The organism is Pseudarthrobacter sp. MM222 (genome assembly GCF_947090775.1).
Taxonomy (GTDB): domain Bacteria; phylum Actinomycetota; class Actinomycetes; order Actinomycetales; family Micrococcaceae; genus Arthrobacter.
The window spans coordinates 2,308,891-2,327,617 of the sequence record NZ_OX352321.1 but is presented as its reverse complement, the minus strand read 5'-3'; the positions used below and the strand labels follow the sequence as shown (position 1 = coordinate 2,327,617).

Annotated in this window: 14 protein-coding genes and 1 pseudogene; 9 read left to right on the top strand and 6 right to left on the bottom strand. The window is 66.7% G+C overall.

The window, feature by feature from the left end; genetic code table 11:
* Window positions 1-46 precede the first annotated feature (46 nt).
* The 6 genes from mihF to OM977_RS10480 all read left to right on the top strand — a co-directional run bounded on the left by mihF (window position 47) and on the right by OM977_RS10480 (window position 6,179).
* The gene (gene mihF, locus OM977_RS10505) at window positions 47-364 is read left to right on the top strand and encodes an integration host factor, actinobacterial type (protein WP_264353926.1); all 318 of its coding nucleotides are present in this window, start codon (window positions 47-49) and stop codon (window positions 362-364) included.
* 37 nt (window positions 365-401) lie between these two features.
* The gene (gmk, locus tag OM977_RS10500; protein ID WP_264353925.1) at window positions 402-974 is read left to right on the top strand and encodes a guanylate kinase; all 573 of its coding nucleotides are present in this window, start codon (window positions 402-404) and stop codon (window positions 972-974) included.
* Between the two features lie 39 nt (window positions 975-1,013).
* The gene (rpoZ, locus tag OM977_RS10495) at window positions 1,014-1,274 is read left to right on the top strand and encodes a DNA-directed RNA polymerase subunit omega (protein WP_090581074.1); all 261 of its coding nucleotides are present in this window, start codon (window positions 1,014-1,016) and stop codon (window positions 1,272-1,274) included.
* Between the two features lie 25 nt (window positions 1,275-1,299).
* Complete coding sequence (locus OM977_RS10490; protein ID WP_264353924.1) at window positions 1,300-2,595, top strand: bifunctional phosphopantothenoylcysteine decarboxylase/phosphopantothenate synthase; 1,296 nt, start codon at window positions 1,300-1,302, stop codon at window positions 2,593-2,595.
* A gap of 78 nt (window positions 2,596-2,673) precedes the next feature.
* Window positions 2,674-3,909 (top strand): methionine adenosyltransferase, encoded by a 1,236-nt coding sequence (metK, locus tag OM977_RS10485; protein ID WP_264353923.1) that lies wholly within the window; start codon window positions 2,674-2,676, stop codon window positions 3,907-3,909.
* 86 nt (window positions 3,910-3,995) lie between these two features.
* Window positions 3,996-6,179: a primosomal protein N' gene (locus OM977_RS10480; protein WP_264353922.1), complete on the top strand. Its 2,184-nt coding sequence runs from the start codon at window positions 3,996-3,998 to the stop codon at window positions 6,177-6,179.
* Between the two features lie 19 nt (window positions 6,180-6,198).
* Here the strand turns inward: OM977_RS10480 and OM977_RS10475 are convergent.
* The 4 genes and pseudogenes from OM977_RS10475 to OM977_RS10460 all read right to left on the bottom strand — a co-directional run bounded on the left by OM977_RS10475 (window position 6,199) and on the right by OM977_RS10460 (window position 10,126).
* Window positions 6,199-7,280 (bottom strand): annotated as a pseudogene (locus OM977_RS10475) (glycosyltransferase family 4 protein).
* A complete protein-coding gene (locus OM977_RS10470) occupies window positions 7,277-8,203 on the bottom strand; it encodes an alpha/beta fold hydrolase (protein WP_264353921.1) in 927 nt (308 codons plus the stop codon). Before OM977_RS10470 ends, OM977_RS10475 begins: the two are co-directional and overlap by 4 nt.
* A gap of 11 nt (window positions 8,204-8,214) precedes the next feature.
* A complete protein-coding gene (locus OM977_RS10465) occupies window positions 8,215-9,084 on the bottom strand; it encodes an aldo/keto reductase (protein ID WP_264353920.1) in 870 nt (289 codons plus the stop codon).
* An 82-nt stretch (window positions 9,085-9,166) separates the two neighbouring features.
* Window positions 9,167-10,126: a sugar-binding domain-containing protein gene (locus OM977_RS10460; protein WP_264353919.1), complete on the bottom strand. Its 960-nt coding sequence runs from the start codon at window positions 10,124-10,126 to the stop codon at window positions 9,167-9,169.
* 196 nt (window positions 10,127-10,322) lie between these two features.
* On the opposite strand from OM977_RS10460, the gene OM977_RS10455 reads away from it, so the two are divergent.
* The 3 genes from OM977_RS10455 to glpK all read left to right on the top strand — a co-directional run bounded on the left by OM977_RS10455 (window position 10,323) and on the right by glpK (window position 14,531).
* Window positions 10,323-12,053, top strand: coding sequence for a glycerol-3-phosphate dehydrogenase/oxidase (locus tag OM977_RS10455; protein WP_442960728.1), 1,731 nt, complete (start codon window positions 10,323-10,325; stop codon window positions 12,051-12,053).
* A 157-nt stretch (window positions 12,054-12,210) separates the two neighbouring features.
* On the top strand, window positions 12,211-12,960 hold the full coding sequence (locus OM977_RS10450) for an MIP/aquaporin family protein (protein WP_264353917.1): 750 nt from the start codon (window positions 12,211-12,213) through the stop codon (window positions 12,958-12,960).
* A 56-nt stretch (window positions 12,961-13,016) separates the two neighbouring features.
* Entirely contained in the window at window positions 13,017-14,531 is a 1,515-nt protein-coding gene (glpK, locus tag OM977_RS10445; protein WP_264353916.1) for a glycerol kinase GlpK, read from the top strand.
* A 94-nt stretch (window positions 14,532-14,625) separates the two neighbouring features.
* On the opposite strand, the gene OM977_RS10440 is transcribed toward glpK, so the two are convergent.
* Together OM977_RS10440 and OM977_RS10435 are read right to left on the bottom strand one after the other, a co-directional pair.
* Window positions 14,626-15,555, bottom strand: a complete 930-nt coding sequence (locus OM977_RS10440; protein ID WP_264353915.1) for a hypothetical protein — start codon at window positions 15,553-15,555, stop codon at window positions 14,626-14,628.
* A gap of 28 nt (window positions 15,556-15,583) precedes the next feature.
* Window positions 15,584-18,727, bottom strand: a complete 3,144-nt coding sequence (locus tag OM977_RS10435; protein WP_264353914.1) for an efflux RND transporter permease subunit — start codon at window positions 18,725-18,727, stop codon at window positions 15,584-15,586.

Sequence of the window (18,727 nt, the reverse complement as noted above, 5' to 3'; positions counted from 1 at the left end):
TGACGTACCGCCGGACAGGCCCGGCAGCGCAGCAGGGAGGACTTCAGTGAGTTTGCGACCCCTCACTCCGCAGGAGCGTGCCGACGCCTTGGGCAAGGCGGCCGCCGCCCGGACCACCAGGGCGGCGGCTAAGGAACGGCTGAAGTCCGGGGAACTGAGCATTGCGCAGCTCCTCAGCTCCGGCGACACCGACGACGCCATCGCGCGGATGCGGATCGTGGAACTGCTCGAGGCCCTGCCCGGGATCGGCCGGGTCCGGGCCGCAGCGATTATGGAGCAACTCGGGATTGCCGCCTCACGACGGGTCCGCGGCCTCGGCATTCACCAGCGCCGGGCGCTGGTAGATTTTATAGACGACAAATAGCTTCACCGGCTATGCCAAACACCGCCCAAAGGAATATGTGAGCAAGAATCCGGGACTGACAGTCCTCGCCGGCCCGACGGCTGTTGGTAAAGGCACTGTGTCCACCTACATCCGGGACAACTATCCTGGCGTCTGGCTATCCGTCTCGGCGACCACCCGGCCGCCGCGCCCGGGAGAAGTGGACGGTGTCCATTACTTCTTCAAGTCCGCCGAGGAATTCGATGCCCTGGTGGAAAACGGCGAGCTGCTGGAGTGGGCCGTGGTCCACGGACAGAACCGCTACGGCACGCTCCGCAGCACCGTGGACGCCGCGATCGCCGAGGGCCGGGCCGTGTTGCTGGAGATCGACCTGCAGGGCGCCCGGCAGGTCAAGGAGGCCGTCCCGGAGGCCCAGTTCGTGTTCCTGGCGCCGCCGACCTGGGACGAAATGGTGCGCCGCCTGGTGGGCCGCGGCACCGAAACAGCCGAAGAACAACAGCAGAGGCTGGAAACCGCTAAACTAGAACTTGCCGCTGAACCGGAGTTTGACCACACCGTCATCAATGATGACGTTCGACGGGCAGCGGACGAGCTAGTTTCACTCATGGGGCTGACCCCGAACCCACGCTAGGCGCCGGGACGTATCGGCCCGTTAGAATTTGGAGAATTCGTGTCCACGAACCTTGAAGGCATCATCAACCCGCCGATCGACGAGCTGCTGAAGGCCGCCGACTCGAAGTACGGACTGGTAATCTTCGGCGCCAAGCGCGCACGCCAGATCAACGCCTACTACGCCCAGCTGCACGAGGGCCTGTTCGAGTACGTCGGCCCGCTGGTCGACACGAAGCTGAACGAAAAGTCGCTTTCGATCGCGCTGCGCGAAATCAACGAAGGCAAGCTCGTTTCCACGCCGATCGAAGCTGCAGAGTAATTACGTAGCCGTTGACGGAGGTCACGTGCGCATAGTCCTCGGAGTCGGGGGAGGGATTGCCGCCTACAAGGTGGCGTCGCTCCTCCGGCTTTTTACTGAAGCGGGCCACGACGTCACGGTCATCCCCACGGAGGCCGCCACGCGCTTCGTGGGCGTGGCCACGTGGGAAGCCCTGTCCGGGCATCCGGTCAGCAACAGCGTCTTCGACGACGTCCACACTGTAAACCACGTCCGGCTCGGCCACGAGGCCGAGCTGATTGTGGTGGCCCCCGCGACAGCGGATCTGCTGGCGCGCGCGGCAACGGGACAGGCCGACGATCTGCTCACCAACACCCTGCTGATGGCCGGCGGCTGTCCGGTGCTGATGGCGCCCGCCATGCATACCGAGATGTGGCAGCACGCCGCCACCCAGGCCAACGTCGAGACGCTGCGCAGCCGCGGCGTCACCGTGCTGGAACCGGCCACGGGCCGGCTGACCGGCGCGGACTCCGGGCCCGGCCGGCTGCCCGAACCGGAGGCGATCTTCGAGGCGTCCATGGCCCTCGCCGGCGCCCCGGCGGTGCCCAACGCCCCTACTGAGGCCAACGGTATGGCGGCACCCAACGGCGCGGCCGTGCCCACGCAAGCCCTGCCGCTGTCCGGGCTGACAGTCACCATCAGCGCCGGCGGCACCCGCGAACCGCTGGACCCGGTGCGCTTCCTCGGCAACCGCTCCTCCGGCAAGCAGGGCGTGGCCCTCGCCGCCGCCGCCCGCGAAGCCGGCGCGAAAGTTCGACTCCTCGCCGCCCACATGGAGGTCCCGGCTCCCGACGGCGTTGAACTGGTCCGGGTGGAGACCGCCCTGGAACTGCGCAAGGCCGCGCTGCATGCAGCCGCGGATTCCGACGTCATCATCATGGCCGCGGCCGTCGCCGACTTCCGCCCCGCGGACATCTCCGGCACCAAAATCAAGAAGCGCGACGACGTCGCCGATCCCGTCATCTCCCTGGTCCGGAACCCGGACATTCTGCGGGAGCTGGTCGAGGTCCGCGACGCCGCGTCCCGGAACCAGCTCATCGTCGGCTTCGCGGCCGAGACCGGTGACGCCGACGGGGACGTCCTGGCGTACGCGGCGGCAAAGCTGCGGCGCAAGGCCTGCGACCTGCTGGTGGTCAACCAGGTGGGCAAGGACCGGGTCTTCGGCGAGGACACCAACTCCGTAGTCATCCTTTCCCGCTCCGGCTCCGAACCCCAAGAGGCGTCGGGTGCCAAATCCGACGTTGCGGCTGCCGTTATCGACCGGATCAGCGCCGAGTTGAGCCGGGTTGTTCCGCCAGCCTAGCTTTGGCGTAATCAACGTCTCCTTAGCACGGGGACACACGCCGCCGGACGTTCGTTTTCCAACCAGTAAGGTAGTTGAGTGACTTTACCGCTGCACATCCCTGACTTTCACGGGTCCACGCCCGCTTCGCTCCGGCTGTTCACGTCCGAGTCGGTGACCGAGGGACATCCCGACAAGATCTGTGACCAGATCAGCGATGCGATCCTCGACGCCCTGCTGGCCAAGGACCCCGAGTCGCGGGTCGCGGTGGAGACCCTGGCCACCACCGGGCTGGTGCACGTAGCCGGCGAGGTTACCACGGACGCCTACGTCGAAATCCCGCAGATCGTCCGCGAGACCATCCTGGGCATCGGTTACGACTCCTCGGCCAACGGCTTCGACGGCGCCCGCTGCGGCGTGTCCGTATCCATCGGCCAGCAGTCCAACGACATTGCCGGCGGCGTCTTCAACTCGCTGGAAGCCCGCGAAGGGCGCCAGGAAGATGATTACGACCTCCAGGGCGCCGGTGACCAGGGCCTCATGTTCGGCTACGCCAGCGACGAGACCCCCTCCTACATGCCCGTCCCGATCTGGCTCGCGCACCGGCTCTCCGAACGCCTCACCGAGGTCCGCAAGAGCGGCGAACTGGCCTACCTCCGCCCCGACGGCAAGACCCAGGTCACGGTGGGCTACGACGGGGACCTTCCCGTCTCGGTCGAGACGGTCGTCATCTCCAGCCAGCACGCCGAGGGCGCCAGCCTCGAACAGCTCCGCGCCGACCTGGCCGCGTACGTCGTCGATCCGGTTCTGGCCATGTCCAACCTGGACATTTCGCGGGCACGGAACATCCTGAACCCGGCCGGTGCCTTCGTCATTGGCGGCCCCGTTGGCGACGCGGGCCTCACCGGCCGCAAGATCATCGTGGACACCTACGGCGGCATGGCCCGCCACGGCGGTGGTGCCTTTTCCGGCAAGGATCCGTCCAAGGTGGACCGCTCGGCCGCGTACGCGATGCGCTGGGTCGCCAAGAACGTGGTGGCTGCCGGACTTGCCAAGCGCGCTGAGATCCAGATCGCCTACGCGATCGGCCAGGCCCGCCCGGTGGGCACCTACGTGGAGACCTTCGGCACGGAAACCGTTGACCCCGCGAAGATCAGCGCCGCGATCGCCGAAATCTTCGACCTGCGTCCGCGCGCCATTATCGACGCCCTGGACCTGAAGCGGCCCATTTACGCCAAGACCGCGGCACACGGCCACTTCGGCCGGGACGATCCCGACTTCACCTGGGAGCGGCTCGACCGGGTGGACGAGCTGAAGGCTTTCTTCAACGCCTGAATGTCATAGCCGTGTGATGGACTGTAGCCAGGCCGCCGTTCCGGGGCCTGGCTACTTTCGATTGATCTGAAGGGGAGGGACACGCCATGGCCCAGGTCCCTGCCGGTGCACCGGCGCAGGAGGAGCCCTTCCAGCTGTCGCTGCTCGCCGGCTTCCCCACCTCCGCCGCTGCTTCCACGACCTCAGGGCCAGCCCTGGCCGCCGAACTGCCCGTCGCGCGGGTGCTGATCGAGTCATCCCTCCCGCACCTGGACAGGCCCTTCGACTACAGCGTCCCTGCGGACCTGGACGCCGCGGCCCGGCCCGGTGTGCGCGTGAAGGTCAGATTCAACGGCCAGGAGCTCCCCGGCTACCTCGTTGAGCGGACCGCGGAGTCCGACGCAGGCCACGCCCTCGTCCCGTTGCACAAAGTCGTTTCGCCGGTCCCCGTTCTGACGGCCGCCGTGGCGGAGCTCGCCGGGCGGGTGGCGGCCCGTTACGCCGGAACGCTCAGCGACGTCCTGCGCGTCGCTGTGCCGCCGCGGATGGCCAAACTGGAAAAGGAATTCGCCCCGGACGGCCACCTAAACCCCGCACTGTTCGCCGACGCCGGGACTGACGACGACGCGGGAGCAGCCATTCCTGCCGGCCTGCAGGCGTCCAGCTGGGCAGGCTACCGCAACGGTCCGGCCTTCCTCCAGCATCTCGGCGCGGGGGAGTCGCCCCGGGCCGTGCTGGGCGCACTCCAGGGCTACGGCGAAGGAGGCTGGCCCCGGATGATCGCCGAGGCCGTCGCTGCCGTCCGGCTGTCGGGCCGGGGCGCCGTCGTGGTGGTGCCCGACTACCGGGACCTGGACCGGGTGGAAGCGGCCCTGCTGGACCTCCTTCCCGCCGGGGACGTCGCCCGGCTCACCGCCGACGACGGCCCGACGCCGCGCTACCGGAGCTACCTGCGGATCCTCAGCGGCGCCGCCGGGGTCGCCGTCGGCACCCGGTCCGCCGCCTACGCGCCGGTCTCCAACCTTGGTCTCGTGGTGTGCTGGGACGACGGCGACGACCTGCACATCGAGCAGCGCTCACCGTACGCCCACGCCCGCGAGGTCCTGCTGCTCCGGGCGGGCCAGGAGGGGGCAGCCTGCCTGCTCGCAGGCCACACGCGCAGCACCGAAACGCAGCGGCTCGTCACCTCCGGCTGGGCCTGGCCCGTCGAGGCGGACCGCACCGTGATGCGCCGCACCGTTCCGCGGGTGCAGAACACCGCCGACAGCTTCGAATTGGAGCGCGACCCCCTGGCCCGGGTCGCCCGGCTTCCGGGCGCAGCCTGGCGGGCAGCCAAGGAGGGCCTGGAACGTGGACCCGTCCTCGTCCAGGTGGCCCGCGCCGGCTATGCCCCCTCGCTGGCCTGCGAGACCTGCCGCGAACCCGCCCGGTGCGCAGCCTGCAGCGGCCCGCTGGCGGTCGCCGGGTCCACCGGGACTTCCGCCGTGCCGCAGTGCCGCTGGTGCTCGACGCCGGCTCCGGACTGGCGTTGCGGCACCTGCAGCGGTGTCCGGCTCCGGCGGGGCGCCACCGGGGCGCTCCGCACGGCAGAGGAATTGGGCCGCGCGTTTCCCGGCACCCCCGTCCTCACCTCCTCCGGCGACCGGGTGCTGGCCGCCGTCCCGGACGCGAAGGCGCTCGTCGTGGCCACCGTCGGCGCAGAACCGGTGGCCGCCGGCGGCTACGCTGCCGCCCTGCTGCTCGACGGCGACTCACTGCTGCGCCGCGAGAACCTCCGGGCCGGCGAAGACGCCGTCCGCCGCTGGTTCAACGCCGCGGCCCTGGTCCGGCCCGCCGCCGAGCAGGGACTGGTGGTCATCACCGCAGACGACACCGCCGGCGTGGGCGCGCTGCTGCGCTGGGATCCCGCCGGCTACGCACAGCGCGAGCTGGCGCTGCGGCAGGAGCTGCAGCTGCCCCCCGCGGTGCGGATCGCCTCCGTCACCGGCGGCCGGACCGCCGTCGGACACTTCACCCAGGCCGTCGAGCGCCAGCTGGGCGGGCAGGGGATCGTGCTGCGGGCCGCCGGACCGGCTCCCCTTGTACTCGCGGCCGGCCTCGGCGCCGCGGCGGCCGGGGCCGGAAGTACCCCGGGCAGGGGCGGCGGCGAAGACGTCCGCACCCTGCTGTTCATTCCCTATGCCCAGGCCGGGGAGGTCACCCGGGTGCTGCGGGCGGTCAAGGCCGCTGCCGCCGCGAAACGCAGCGATGACCCGGTCCAGCTGCGCCTGGACGGCGTCGACGTTCTCTAGCCGGTGTGCCCGGGGCTGCCTAAGGGCGGCGTCCGCGGAGGACGACGGCCTCCTCGGCAACTGCAAGCAGCCTGCGTGCAGACTCCTCCCAGCTGAAGTCGGCCGCGCGTTCAACCGAACGACGTGAACGTTCCTTCCAGAGTTCCGGTTCTTCCAGTTTCCGTACCGCCGCGGCGAAGTCAGCCGGGGAGTCCGGGTGGACATAGCTGACCGCGTCGCCGCCGACCTCGCGGAAGATGGGGATGTCGCTGGCGATCACGGGCGTGCCGTGGGACATCGCCTCAACGAGGGGGAGTCCGTAGCCTTCCGCCCGGGAGAGGCTGATCAGGGCGGTGGTGCGGGCCAGCAGTTCCTCGTACTCGGCGTCCGTCACGCCGTTGTGGAACACGATCCTGGCGCCGGCCGGGGCCAGGGCGTCCAACTCCGCTCTGCGTTCCGGCGTAATGCGGCTCAGCAGGTGCAGGGTGAGGTGGGGCAGTTCGGCCATGCCCCGGATCATCGTCTCGACGTTCTTGTAGGGCATGAACGATCCCATGTAGAGCAGCGTCTTCTCTGCCCCGGCTCCGGGATCACGGGGACTGAGGCCGGGCTGGGGGCGTTGCCCACGATCCGCACCGGGCGCCTGGTGAGCCGGTATTTGGAGATCAGCGCCGCCGTCGTGGAGCTGATGGTCGCGACGACGTCGGCCCGGTTCAGCAGGAGCCGTTGGGGCCAGTAGGCCTTGTGGTAGAGGCGCCAGAGGATCCGGACCGGGGCCGGGAGGAAGCCGGGCGGGGCAGGGTGCTCATAGTAGATCAGGTCGTGCAGTGTCAGGACGAGGGCGTACTTCCGGCCCCAGCTCCCCATCGTCTGCATCGGGCACACGACGACGTCGGCGCCGAGTTTGTTGACCCGTCCGGCGACGAACAGCTCGGCCGGGGACAACGGGCTGTTGATCAGCGTATACGGAACGTCTGGCAACAGCGCCAGTTGCCGGACGTCGCTGATCAGCATGGAGACATCCGCGATCCTGGCCGTTGCCGCGATGAGGCTCGCCCCGTAGCGGCTGATCCCGTCGTGGTGGTCCAGGCGGGTGAAGCGGGCATCGATGAGGATTTTCACGCGGTGTGGTCCTTCAGGAAGCGGCGGATGAATTCGGCGGCGGGCTCCGGAGTCTCGTAGTGGATCAGGTGCCCAACGCCGGGGATCACGTCCAGGTGGCCGTCCGGCAGCATGGCGAGGAGCTTGTGCTGGTCCGTGAGCTCGGCGATTTCATCCTTCTCGCCGGCTATGAGAAGGACCGGCAAGGTAAGCCTGTTGGCGATTTCCGAGACGTGGTTCCCTACGGAAGCCCTGAAGGCTTCCAGCAGGCTGTCGCGGTTGGCGAAGGCGGAGAAATAGGCGCTGTGTTGGGCGTGGACGAACCGGCGCAATGCCCTGTCCGGGGTCTTGGCCATGGCCTCGCTCATCACGCGCACTATCAGCTGGCTGCGCAGCAGGGCCTGCCCGAGCCGGCGGGGGAGCCGGGCAGCGGCCTCGTAATAGAGGATGGCAAGCTTCGTCATCAGTCCTTTGGCGCCCTCAAGGGCGGGGGCCGCGATGGGATTAATGAGGATCAGCTCGGCGACGGCCCCCGGGTTGGCCGCCACGAAATGGCCCGCCACGATCGACCCGAACGAGTGGCCGAGCAGTACCGTCTCCGGGCCCAGCTCAAGGGCGGCCATGAGTTCGGCGAGAAAGCGTCCGTAGCGCTCCACGCTGTGTTCGTCGGCCGCAAACGCCGCGGAGCTGCCGAAGCCCGGGAGGTCGGGCATGATCAGGCGCATTTCGGGGAGCTGGTCAGCCACCCGGAGCAGGCCGTGGTGGTCACCGCGGAAGCCGTGGACCACCAGGATGGTCCGGGTTTCGGGCGTGACCCGGAGCGGTTCATAGCTCCAGTACGCCACGCGCGCGCCGGCCAGGACCACCTCGGCCGGAGCGGTTCGGCCCTCGAGGTCGCTGCTGAAGAGGGGCCTGGGGGAGGACTCGGTGTCCACGGTGTCCATTCGTTTGCGTCCTAGTTGACGTTGTCAGGGTGGGAGCCGGTGCGGAACCCGCGGTCCAGCGCTGCGATGTCGGCAAGATCGACGTCCGAGAGTTCAAAGTCGAACACCGCACGGTTTTCCCGGATCCGGTCCGAGGAGCTGGCCTTGGGAATTGTGATGTTGTCCAGCTGGAGCTGCCAGCGGAGGATGATCTGGGCCGGCGTGCGGCCATGCTCGGCGGCCAGGGCGAGAATCACCGGGTCGCGAAGCACCTGTCCCCGGCCCAGCGGGCTCCACGCCTCGGTGCGGATGCCGAGGGCTTCGTGTTTCTTCCGCAGCTCAGCCTGCTGCAGCCAGGGGTGCAGCTCTATCTGGTTGATGGCCGGAACCACTTCGGCGGTCTGCATCAGACGGTCCAGGTGGTCGGGCTGAAAGTTGGAGACGCCGATCGCCCGGACCTTGCCCTCCCGGTAGAGCGTTTCCATGGCACGGTAGCTTTCCGGAAACAGCCCCTTCCGGGCGCAGGGCCAATGGATCAAGTACAGGTCGATGTACTCCAGTCCCAGGTTGGCCATGGACGTGTGGAAGGCCCGTAGCGTCGCGTCGTATCCATGATCGTCGTTCCAGACCTTGGTGGTGACGAAGAGGTCCTCGCGGGACAGGGCGGGGGACAGTTCGCCGGACCCGCCGGCCGCCCCCTCGAGTCCTGCGAGGCCGCCGATGGCCTTGCCGACTCCGCTTTCGTTGCCGTACATGGCTGCCGTGTCAAAGTGCCGGTAGCCGGCTTCCAGGGCCATCGTCACGAGGCCGGTGGCCTCCTCGGGCGGGACTTTGTACAGCCCGAATCCCAGCCGGTCGATCAGCACGCCGTTGTTCAGGGACGTCCGAGGGGAGATTCTCATAGCAACGACTCTACCCATTGCCCCGGCGGCGCCGCCGCGGACAGGCCGTCGGCGATCACCGACGTCGCTCCCCGTCGGCCGCTCAGGAGTCACCGTCGAACCGCACCAGCCGCCGGGCGCTGGCCTCGTCGAGGATAAGATCCGTCGCCAAGCCCGCGGCGAGGGCTCCGCGCAGGCCGTTGATCTTGGACGCGCCGGACACCACACAGATCCGCCGGTGGACCTGGCGCAGCTGCGCGAGGTCCGGCCCGGTGGACCGCTCGTTGAGGACTATTCCGTTCGAGGAACCGTCCGCGCGGAAGAACACCGTCGCGACGTCACCGACGACGTCGGAGCTTGCGAGGATGTTCAGATCGTCCTCATCGAGGTAGCCGCCCGCGTAGACGTGGCTGGGGTAGTCGGCGTCGACCGACCCGACGCCGAAGATCGCGATGCTCATCCGGGCCTGCAAGGCGAGGATGCGTTGCACACTGCGCTCATTCCACATCGCCTTCTTGGTTGCGGCGTGGTCAAAAAACGCAGGCACCGGGAACTGCTCCACCCGTGCCCCGTAGGCGCTGCCGAAGCGGCGCATGATGTCCGAGGCGTAGGTGATGCCGGTGGTCTGCATGTTTCCGGCCCCGTTGAGCTGGACGATCACGCTGTCATGCGTGATCTTCCGGGTCAGATGGCGGCTGACAGCGCTCAGGGTTGAGCCCCAGGCGACACCGATAATGGCGTTTGAATCCACGAGGGGCCCGATGGTGCGGGCCGCCTGCATGGCCACTCTGTCCAGTGTTTCCGCCTCATTCAGCGTGTCCACCACCGGCACGACGTGGACGTCAACCTTGTACTCGGTCCGGATCAGGCGCTCCAGCTCCGGGCCGGTGTCGAGCGGGCTGCGGATCTGCACCTGCACCAGACCGGATTCCCGTGCCGAGGAGAGCAGCCGGGAGACGGTCGACCGGGAGGTCCGCAGTTCCCGTGCAATCGCGTCCATGGTCAGGTCTTGCAGGTAGTACAACTGGGCCGCGCGGAGGGCGTCGGAGTGGCGTGAACTCAATTCGCATTTTCCGTTCTGCACGTTTGTGCATAGTGCTTGACTCCATTTTCCATTATTCCAAACAATAGTCTTTAACGGCGACGCGCCCTCCGGCGCGCCGCGCAAAGCCAGACCCAAGGGAGCAGTTTTGGGATACAAGGATTCAGCCCGCAACCAGGAGCCGGCAAGCAGGCGCGCGCCGGTGCAGAGGCTGCGGATGCGGCCGAAGGCCCAGGTGCTGATCATCGGCGGCGGGATCAACGGAGTGGGTACTTTCCGGGACCTGGCCCTGCAGGGCGTCGATGTAGCGCTCGTGGAGCGCGGCGACTATTGCCAGGGCGCCAGCGGCGCCTCCTCGCATATGATCCATGGCGGCATCAGGTACCTCGAAAACGGGGAGTTCCGGCTCGTCCGTGAGTCCGTGGTCGAGCGCAACCGGCTGCTGCGCATCGCTCCGCACTACGTCAAACCGCTGCAGACCACGATCCCGGTTTTCAGCACCTTCTCCGGCGTCCTGGCGGCGCCGCTCCGTTTCCTGACCCACAAGCAGCAGGGGGCGCCCAAGGAGCGCGGCGCTTTCCTGATCAAGCTGGGCCTGAGCCTGTATGACTTCTTCTCCCGGGACGGCGGAACGGTGCCGCGCCACCAGTTCCGCGGCCGCAAGCGGGCCCTGGCGGAGCTACCGCGGCTGCATCCGGGCATCAAGTATGCGGCCACCTACTTCGACGCTTCCGTTCACAACCCGGAGCGGCTCACCCTCGACGTGCTGCAGGACGGCGAACGGGCCGGCGGCTCCGGGGACACGGCCCGCGCCAGCAACTACCTCTCACTCGACTCGCTCGAAGGCACGGCCGGTCCCGGGCCCGGCAGCACAGTCCGGCTCCGCGACGAACTCACGGGGGAGGTTTTCGACTTCACCGCGGACGTGATCGTCAACACCACGGGCGCGTGGGTCGATCTGACCAACGAAGCAATGGGTGCGGCGTCCTCCTTCATGGGCGGCACCAAGGGCTCGCACATCGTCCTGGACCACCCCGAGCTGCTCGCGGCCTGCAACGGCCGCGAAATCTTCTTTGAGCACACCGACGGACGGATTGTGCTGATCTACCCGATGGGAGACCGGGTCCTCGTGGGTACCACGGATGTGGACGCGGACATGGCCGAAGATGCCGTCTGCACCGAGTCCGAGATCGACTACTTCTTTGACCTGATCGGCCACGTCTTCCCCGACGTCGCCGTCAACCGGGAGCAGATCGTCTACACCTTCTCCGGGGTCCGTCCGCTGCCGAAGCACGACGCGACCCAGCCGGGCTTCGTCAGCCGTGACTACCGCATCGAACGCGGTGCAGCGCGGCCAGCCGGGGAAGCCGGCGGCAGCGGCGCCGTCGTACTGAGCCTCGTCGGCGGAAAGTGGACCACCTTCCGGGCCCTGGCCGAACACCTGAGCAACGACGTCCTCGCCGAACTCGGCAGGGAACGCAGGGTATCGACAGCTAAGCTCGCGATCGGCGGTGGCGCCGGCTTCCCCGACAGCGAGGACGGCGTCCAGCGCTGGATCAAGGCGCACATGTCGGACCGCCGCGACGCGGACCGCACCGCGGGGCTGCTCACCCGCTACGGCACCCGCGCCGAGGAGGTCATCCGCTTCCTGGACAGCGGCAGCGGCGGCACGCCCGACAGGCTGCTGCGCTCCACCCGCGAACTCAGCGTCCGCGAACTCGAATTCATGGCACAGAACGAGCAGATCGGGCACTTGATCGATGTTCTGATCCGCCGAACGTCCCTGGCGTTCCGGGGACTGGTGACCGGCGAGCTGCTGAACGAGGTTGCCGAAATCCTGTCGGGCCCGCTGGGCTGGGACACGGCAACGCGAGCCTCCGAGATCAGCCACGCTCAGGAGGTGCTCAAACGGTTCCATGGCGTCCAGGTTCACAGCCTGGTCTCCTGATTAGACCTCGGCGCCCGGACGGGGGACGTCCGGGCGCAAGGACTGCGGGGCCCCACAGCGGGACCGGCGCAGTTGCCGGCCGGCGGCGCAACACCTTGCCGGCCCAACAGCCTCTCAAAATCGCGAGGGCTGACAACAGAAAATAGAGGAGTCAAAGATGTCTCTTGGAATAGTTTTCCTGTCCGAAGTTTTCGGTACCGCGATGCTGACCCTGCTGGGTTGCGGCGTTGTGGCGAACGTTGCGCTCAAAGGCACCAAGGGCAACAACGGCGGGTTCCTGATGGTCACCTGGGGATGGGGCATTGCCGTCTTCGCCGGTGTCTACGTCGCCGCCAAGTCCGGGTCACACCTGAACCCGGCCGTCACCTTCGGCCTGCTGCTCAACGGAAAGCGGGAGTATGCTCCCGGCGTTCCTGTCGACTTCGCCTCCACGCTCACCTACTTCGGCGGTGAACTCCTCGGCGCCTTCCTGGGCGCAGTGGTGATGTGGCTGGCCCACAAGCAGCACTTCGACGCCGAGCCTGAGCCCGCCAACAAGCTGGGCGTATTCTCCACCGGTCCGGCGATCCGCTCCACCCCGTGGAACCTCATCACGGAAATCATCGGCACCTTTGTCCTCGTGTTCGTCATCCTGGCCTTCGGCGGGATACCCTCCGGGCTCGGCCCGCTGGCCGTCGCCCTGCTCGTGGTGGGCATCGGCGTCTCGATCGGTGGACCCACGGGCTATGCCATCAACCCGGCCCGGGACCTCGGCCCCCGCATCGCGCACGCTTTGCTCCCGATCAAGGGGAAGGGTTCCAGTGACTGGAGTTACTCCTGGATCCCGGTGGTCGGACCGCTGATCGGCGGAGGGCTCGCCGGCCTCGTCGCCCTCGTGGTGCCGATCATCGCCACCGCGGCCCCCTAGTTTCCCCTCGCGTCAGTATCCACATAAACAGCAGGCCAAAAGACAAGGACGTCAACATGAACCAGTATGTAATCGCCATTGACCAGGGCACCACCAGCACCCGCGCCATCGTGTTTGACCACAGCGGCAACATCGTCTCCTCCGGGCAGATGGAGCACGAACAGATCTTCCCGCAGGCCGGATGGGTGGAACACGATCCGGCGGAGATCTGGAACAACACCCGTGAGGTCATCGGCTCGGCCCTGTCCAAGGCGAACCTGACCCGCCACGACATCGCCGCCGTGGGCATCACCAACCAGCGCGAAACTGCTGTCGTGTGGGACAAAACGACCGGCGAGGCGATCTACAACGCCATCGTCTGGCAGGATACCCGCACCCAGCCGATTGTCGATGAGCTGGCCCGGGACGGCGGACCGGAGCGCTTCAAACAAAAGGTGGGCCTGCCGCTGGCGACCTACTTCTCCGGCACGAAGATCAAGTGGATCCTGGACAACGTCGAGGGTGCCCGCGCCAAGGCCGAGGCCGGCGATCTGGTCTTCGGCAATACTGACTGCTGGGTGCTGTGGAACCTCACCGGCGGAACCGACGGCGGGGTGCACGTCACCGATGTGACCAACGCCTCCAGGACCATGTTCATGGACCTGGAAACACTGTCCTGGGACCAGGAAATCCTGGACGCCTTCGGTGTTCCGGCCTCCATGATGCCGGCCATCAAGTCCTCCTCCGAGGTCTACGGCACGGTCCACACGTCTCAGCTGCTGCGCGAAGTACCCGTCGCCGGCATCCTGGGCGACCAGCAGGCGGCGACCTTCGGCCAGGCCGCGTTCGACGCCGGCGAAGCCAAGAACACCTACGGCACCGGCTGCTTCCTCATCTTCAACACGGGAGAGGAGATCGTGCACTCCAAGAACGGGCTGCTGACCACGGTGGGCTACAAGCTCGGCGATGCGGCTCCGCATTACGCGCTGGAGGGCTCAATCGCCGTCACCGGGTCCCTGATCCAGTGGCTGCGCGACAACCTGGGCCTGATCAGCAGCGCCCCGGAAGTGGAAACCCTCGCCGCATCGGTCGAGGACAACGGCGGCGTGTACATCGTCCCGGCGTTCTCCGGCCTGTTCGCGCCCTACTGGCGTTCCGACGCCCGCGGCGCAATCGTCGGCCTGACCCGCTTCGTGAACAAGAACCACATTGCCAGGGCCGCCCTGGAGGCGACCGCCTTCCAGACGCGCGAGGTCCTCGACGCCGTCAACGCGGATTCCGGTGTGCCGCTGACAGAGCTCAAGGTCGACGGCGGCATGGTCGCCAACGATGCTCTGATGCAGTTCCAGGCGGACATCCTCGGCGTCCCGGTGATCCGGCCGAAGGTCGTCGAGACCACTGCGCTCGGTGCTGCGTATGCCGCAGGCCTGGCCGTTGGTTTCTGGAAGGACCTGGGCGAGTGCTCGGCCAACTGGTCCGAGGACAAGCGCTGGGAACCGCAGCTGGACCAGACGGAGCGGGAGCGTCAGATGCGGCTCTGGAAGAAGGCCGTGACCAAGTCCATGGACTGGGTGGACCAGGACGTGAAGTAGAGGCGTTCAGCACAGGGTTCCAACAGCACAGAAGAGCTCCGGCCGGATTTCCCGGCCGGAGCTCTTCTGTGCTGTCCGGTGTGGCGCGTGCGCGCTACCGGCGCCCGGGCTTGGCGACCACAGCGCGGGGCGTCTTGGCGTAGACGTCCCTGCTGACGGTGTAGCCGCGCCTGTCGAGGGCCAGTGCTTGCTCGTTGATGCTCTTCAGCTCGGAGTCGCTGAGTTTCTTGATTTTGACGAGGTCCAGGGACTCCTGGTCCTCCCCGCCCACGGGCTTGACCTGGACCAGGCCTGTCTTCTTGGAATAGAACTTGTGTTGGAGGCCCGCGACGCTTCGCGGCTCCAGCGGGTTGGATTCCTCGATGACCAGCACGTTGTTGTAGCAATCCGCCGGGACGCAGACGTCCACGTGCCGGTCCACGACCTTCGCGCAGTCCAGGAAGTCCACGCTGGGTGCGTAGGCCTGGGGATACGCCGGTTCCTTCGGGCGGGGGTGGTCCAGCATGGCGATTCCGGCCTGGGCCTTGTCGATTCCACTGATAAAGGTGCTCGGCGCGCCCACCAGCTTCCCGTTTTCATACTCTTCGGGATACTCGCCGAACAGCCACACGGTTCCCTTCTTCGTCTCTGCGAAGAAGGCCAGCTCTGATTCCGCAAGCTCACCGTCGGAGATGTCCCGGTCCCACACCACCACGGTGTTGACGCCGTCGATCTTCTTGGTCAGCCCGGTCACCGTGGAGATGACCGTGCGCTTGGTCACCGTTTTCTCCACCGTGTTGACCACCTTTCCGGTCGTGGTGAACTGCATACCGGGCTCAAGCGGGAACCACTTGTTCTCGATTTCCGGATCCCACGGGAAGGCCGAGCGGTCCAGAGTGATCGCCGTGCCAGGTCCGCAGAGGTCCTTTCCTTTGGTGGTCGTGGCGGTGGCCGTGGCCGCCGTCGTCACTGTCAGCGTTGCCAGCACCAGGAGGGCCGCAGAGCCGTAGGCGGTGATTCGGGTGCTTCGCTTAAGCATCTGCATGGCCTCTCCTGGTGTTGGGTGATCACGGCTAGACAGCCGCGACCGGTTCGGGCTGACGGGGCCGGCGTTGACGGGCCGGTCCCTTCTTGGCAAACCGCAGGTACAGCGAGGGGACAATGAACAGGTTGACCAGCGTCGACGTGACGAGCCCGCCCAGAATCACCACCGCCATCGGGTGTTCAATCTCATGACCGGGAATATTGCCCATGACCACCAGCGGAACGAGGGCCAAGGCGGTAGCAAGGGTGGTCATGAGAATCGGGGACAACCGCTCGGCCGCTCCACGCAGCACCAGGTCCCGGCCGAAGGGCATTCCCTCGAACTGTTCCAGGTGCTGGCAGTGATTGATGAGCAGGATGCCGTTGCGGGCCGCGATGCCCATCAGCGTCAGGAAGCCGACCAGCGACCCCAGCGAGAGGATGCCACCGCTCATATGCGCGGCGATCACACCGCCCACGAGGGCCACCGGCAGCGTCAGGATGGCCAGGATCGCCAACCGCCAACTGCGGAACGCCGCCTGGAGCAGCAGGAAAACCACGATGACAGCGCCGATAGAGTAGAGCAGCAACCGCTGCGAGGCGGCCTGGCGTTCTGCGTACTCGCCGAGGACAACCGCTTCGTAGCCGACCGGGAACTCAACCGACTTCATCTGGGACTCGAGGTTCTCGACGACCTTCGCCAGGTCGCCTTCCTTGACGTTGGCGCTGACGTCGATGCGCCGGGATCCTTCCGAACGCTCAATCACGTTTGGAGTAGGCTTGACCGCCACTGTGGCCACGTCCGCCAACCGGATCCTCTGCCCGCTCGGGGTATCAATCTGGAGGTTTTCGATGCTCGTGACGCTGGTCCGGGTTTCCGGCGGGCTCCACACTTGGACGTCGTATGCCTTGCCGTCCCGGTAGATGTCGCCCACCTCCTCGCCGGCGATCATCGTGGCCGCGGCCCGGCGGACGTCGCCAGGTTTCAGCCCGTAGCTGTTGGCCTTGTCCAGGTTCACTTCCACGTTGACCTGTGGGATGTTGGCCTGGAGAGCGACCTTCGCACCCACGGCTCCTTCGATACCGCCCAGGATGGTCTTGAGCTTGTCAGCCTCCTTTTTCAGTATCGCGAGGTCGTCACCGTATACACGAACGACGACCGCGTAACCCGTGCCGGTCAGGACCTCGCGGATGCGTTCCTTGAGGTAAGTCTGGACATCCCGGACGATGCCGGGGTAGCCGTCCACCACTTCCTGAACAGCGGCCAGCGTCTCGTCATAGTCGACCGCAGGGTCGACGCTGATCCAGTTCTCACCGAAGTAGACACCCACCACCTCGTCGGCGTTGAAGGCCTGCCCGATGTGGGATCCGCAGTTGTTAACGCCCGGGATCGTCATGAGCTCCCTGCAGGCCAGCTGGCTGACACGGACCTCCTCCGAGTTGGACGTGCCCGGCTGCGTGAGCCAGTGCATCAGGAAGTCCCGTTCCTTGAAGGACGGCAGCAGCGATTGGCCCAGTAGCGGAGCCGCCACGATGCCCACGACACCCAGTGCACCCAGGGCAAGGTACCCCGGTACGGGCCGGCGGACGATGGGCCGAAGCGCACTGGCGTACCAGCGCTTCAGAACCCGGACCAACGGCGGATCACGATCCTCCAGTTTGGCGTTCCGGAGGAAGATGTACGCCATCGCCGGGGTGACGGTGAGCGCGACCAGCATGGACGCCATCACCGCGAGGGTGTATGACGTGGCCAGCGGCCGGAAGAACGCCCCCGTCAGGCCGTCCAGGAAGAAGATCGGCACGGTGGCAGCAACGATGATCAGGGTTGCGTACACAATCGGTCCCCGGACCTCAAGCGAGGCGTTGACCACCACCCTGGCGGTGCTTTCGGTGCCGCCATTTGCCCGGTGCTGCCGGAGCCGTCTGACGATGTTTTCGACGTCGATGATGGCATCGTCCACCACCACCCCGACGGCAATCACCAATCCCGCAAGCACCATCGTGTTGATTGTGCCTCCGGTCCAATACAGCACCAGGGCTGCGGCCATGAGAGACAGCGGAATGGCCAGTACACTGACCAGCGCGGTCCGCCACTGGAAGAGGAAGACGCTCAACACCATGATGACCAAAAGGCATCCGAGGACAAGAGCCACACCCAGGTTGCCGAGTGATTCCTCGATGAAAGTCGCCGGCCGGAAGATCGTGGTGTCCACCGCGATCCCGGTGAGGCCGGGTTCGAGTTGCTTCAGCGCCTCTTCGACCCCACGCGTGACTTCGAGCGTATTGCCCCACGGGAGCTTTTCCACGATCAGCATGAGCCCCGGGCCGCCGTTGATGACGGCGTCACCGATCAGCTGCTGGTGATCTTCCACGACGTTGGCGACGTCGGAAAGCCGCAGCGGGGCCTGCCCCTCCCGGTCCGCCACCGCCACCTTCGCCAGTTCTTCCGGCGAGGTGATGGGCTGGACGTGTCGGATGCCCATTGTCTGGCTCGGCGTGTCGATCGCTCCGCCGGTACCGATGAGGGCACCTGGCGAGTACTGCAGCAACCCCGCGTCCAGGGCGTCCGACGTACTGCTCATCACTGTGTCAAGAGTGACGTTGTTGGCCGCCAGTTTGTTGGGATCTACCTGCACCTGCAGCATCTGGAGGCGTTCGCCCCAGATGGCCACGTTGGCCACGCCCGGAACGCGGAGCAGATGCGCCCGGATGTTCCAGTAGGAAATCATCGACATCTCGATGAGTGACCGGGTGTCCGAGGACAGCCCGATCTTCATGACACGGCTGGTAGAGGACAGCGGCTGCAGCATCAGCGGCGGCGCGGCCCAGGTGGGCAGGGTCGGGATCACTGTAGCCATCCGCTCCGACACCAGTTGCCTGGCGGTGAGCACATCCGTACCGTTTTCGAACTCCATGACAATGGACGAGAGCTGGGGTACTGACTTCGACCGCATATGGTGGAGGCCGTCGATGCCGTTGAAGGCCTCCTCCAAGGGAACGGAGACGAGTTCTTCGACCTCAGCGGCGGTGAGTCCCAGGCAGGCTGTCTGGACCTCCACCTTCGGCGGCGCAAACTCGGGGAACACGTCCACCGAGGCGCTGCTGAGCTGTGCGCCGCCGACGATCATCAGCGCCGCCGCCATGGCGATGATGATCGATCTGAACCGCAGACTTGCTGCGACTATCCGGCGCAT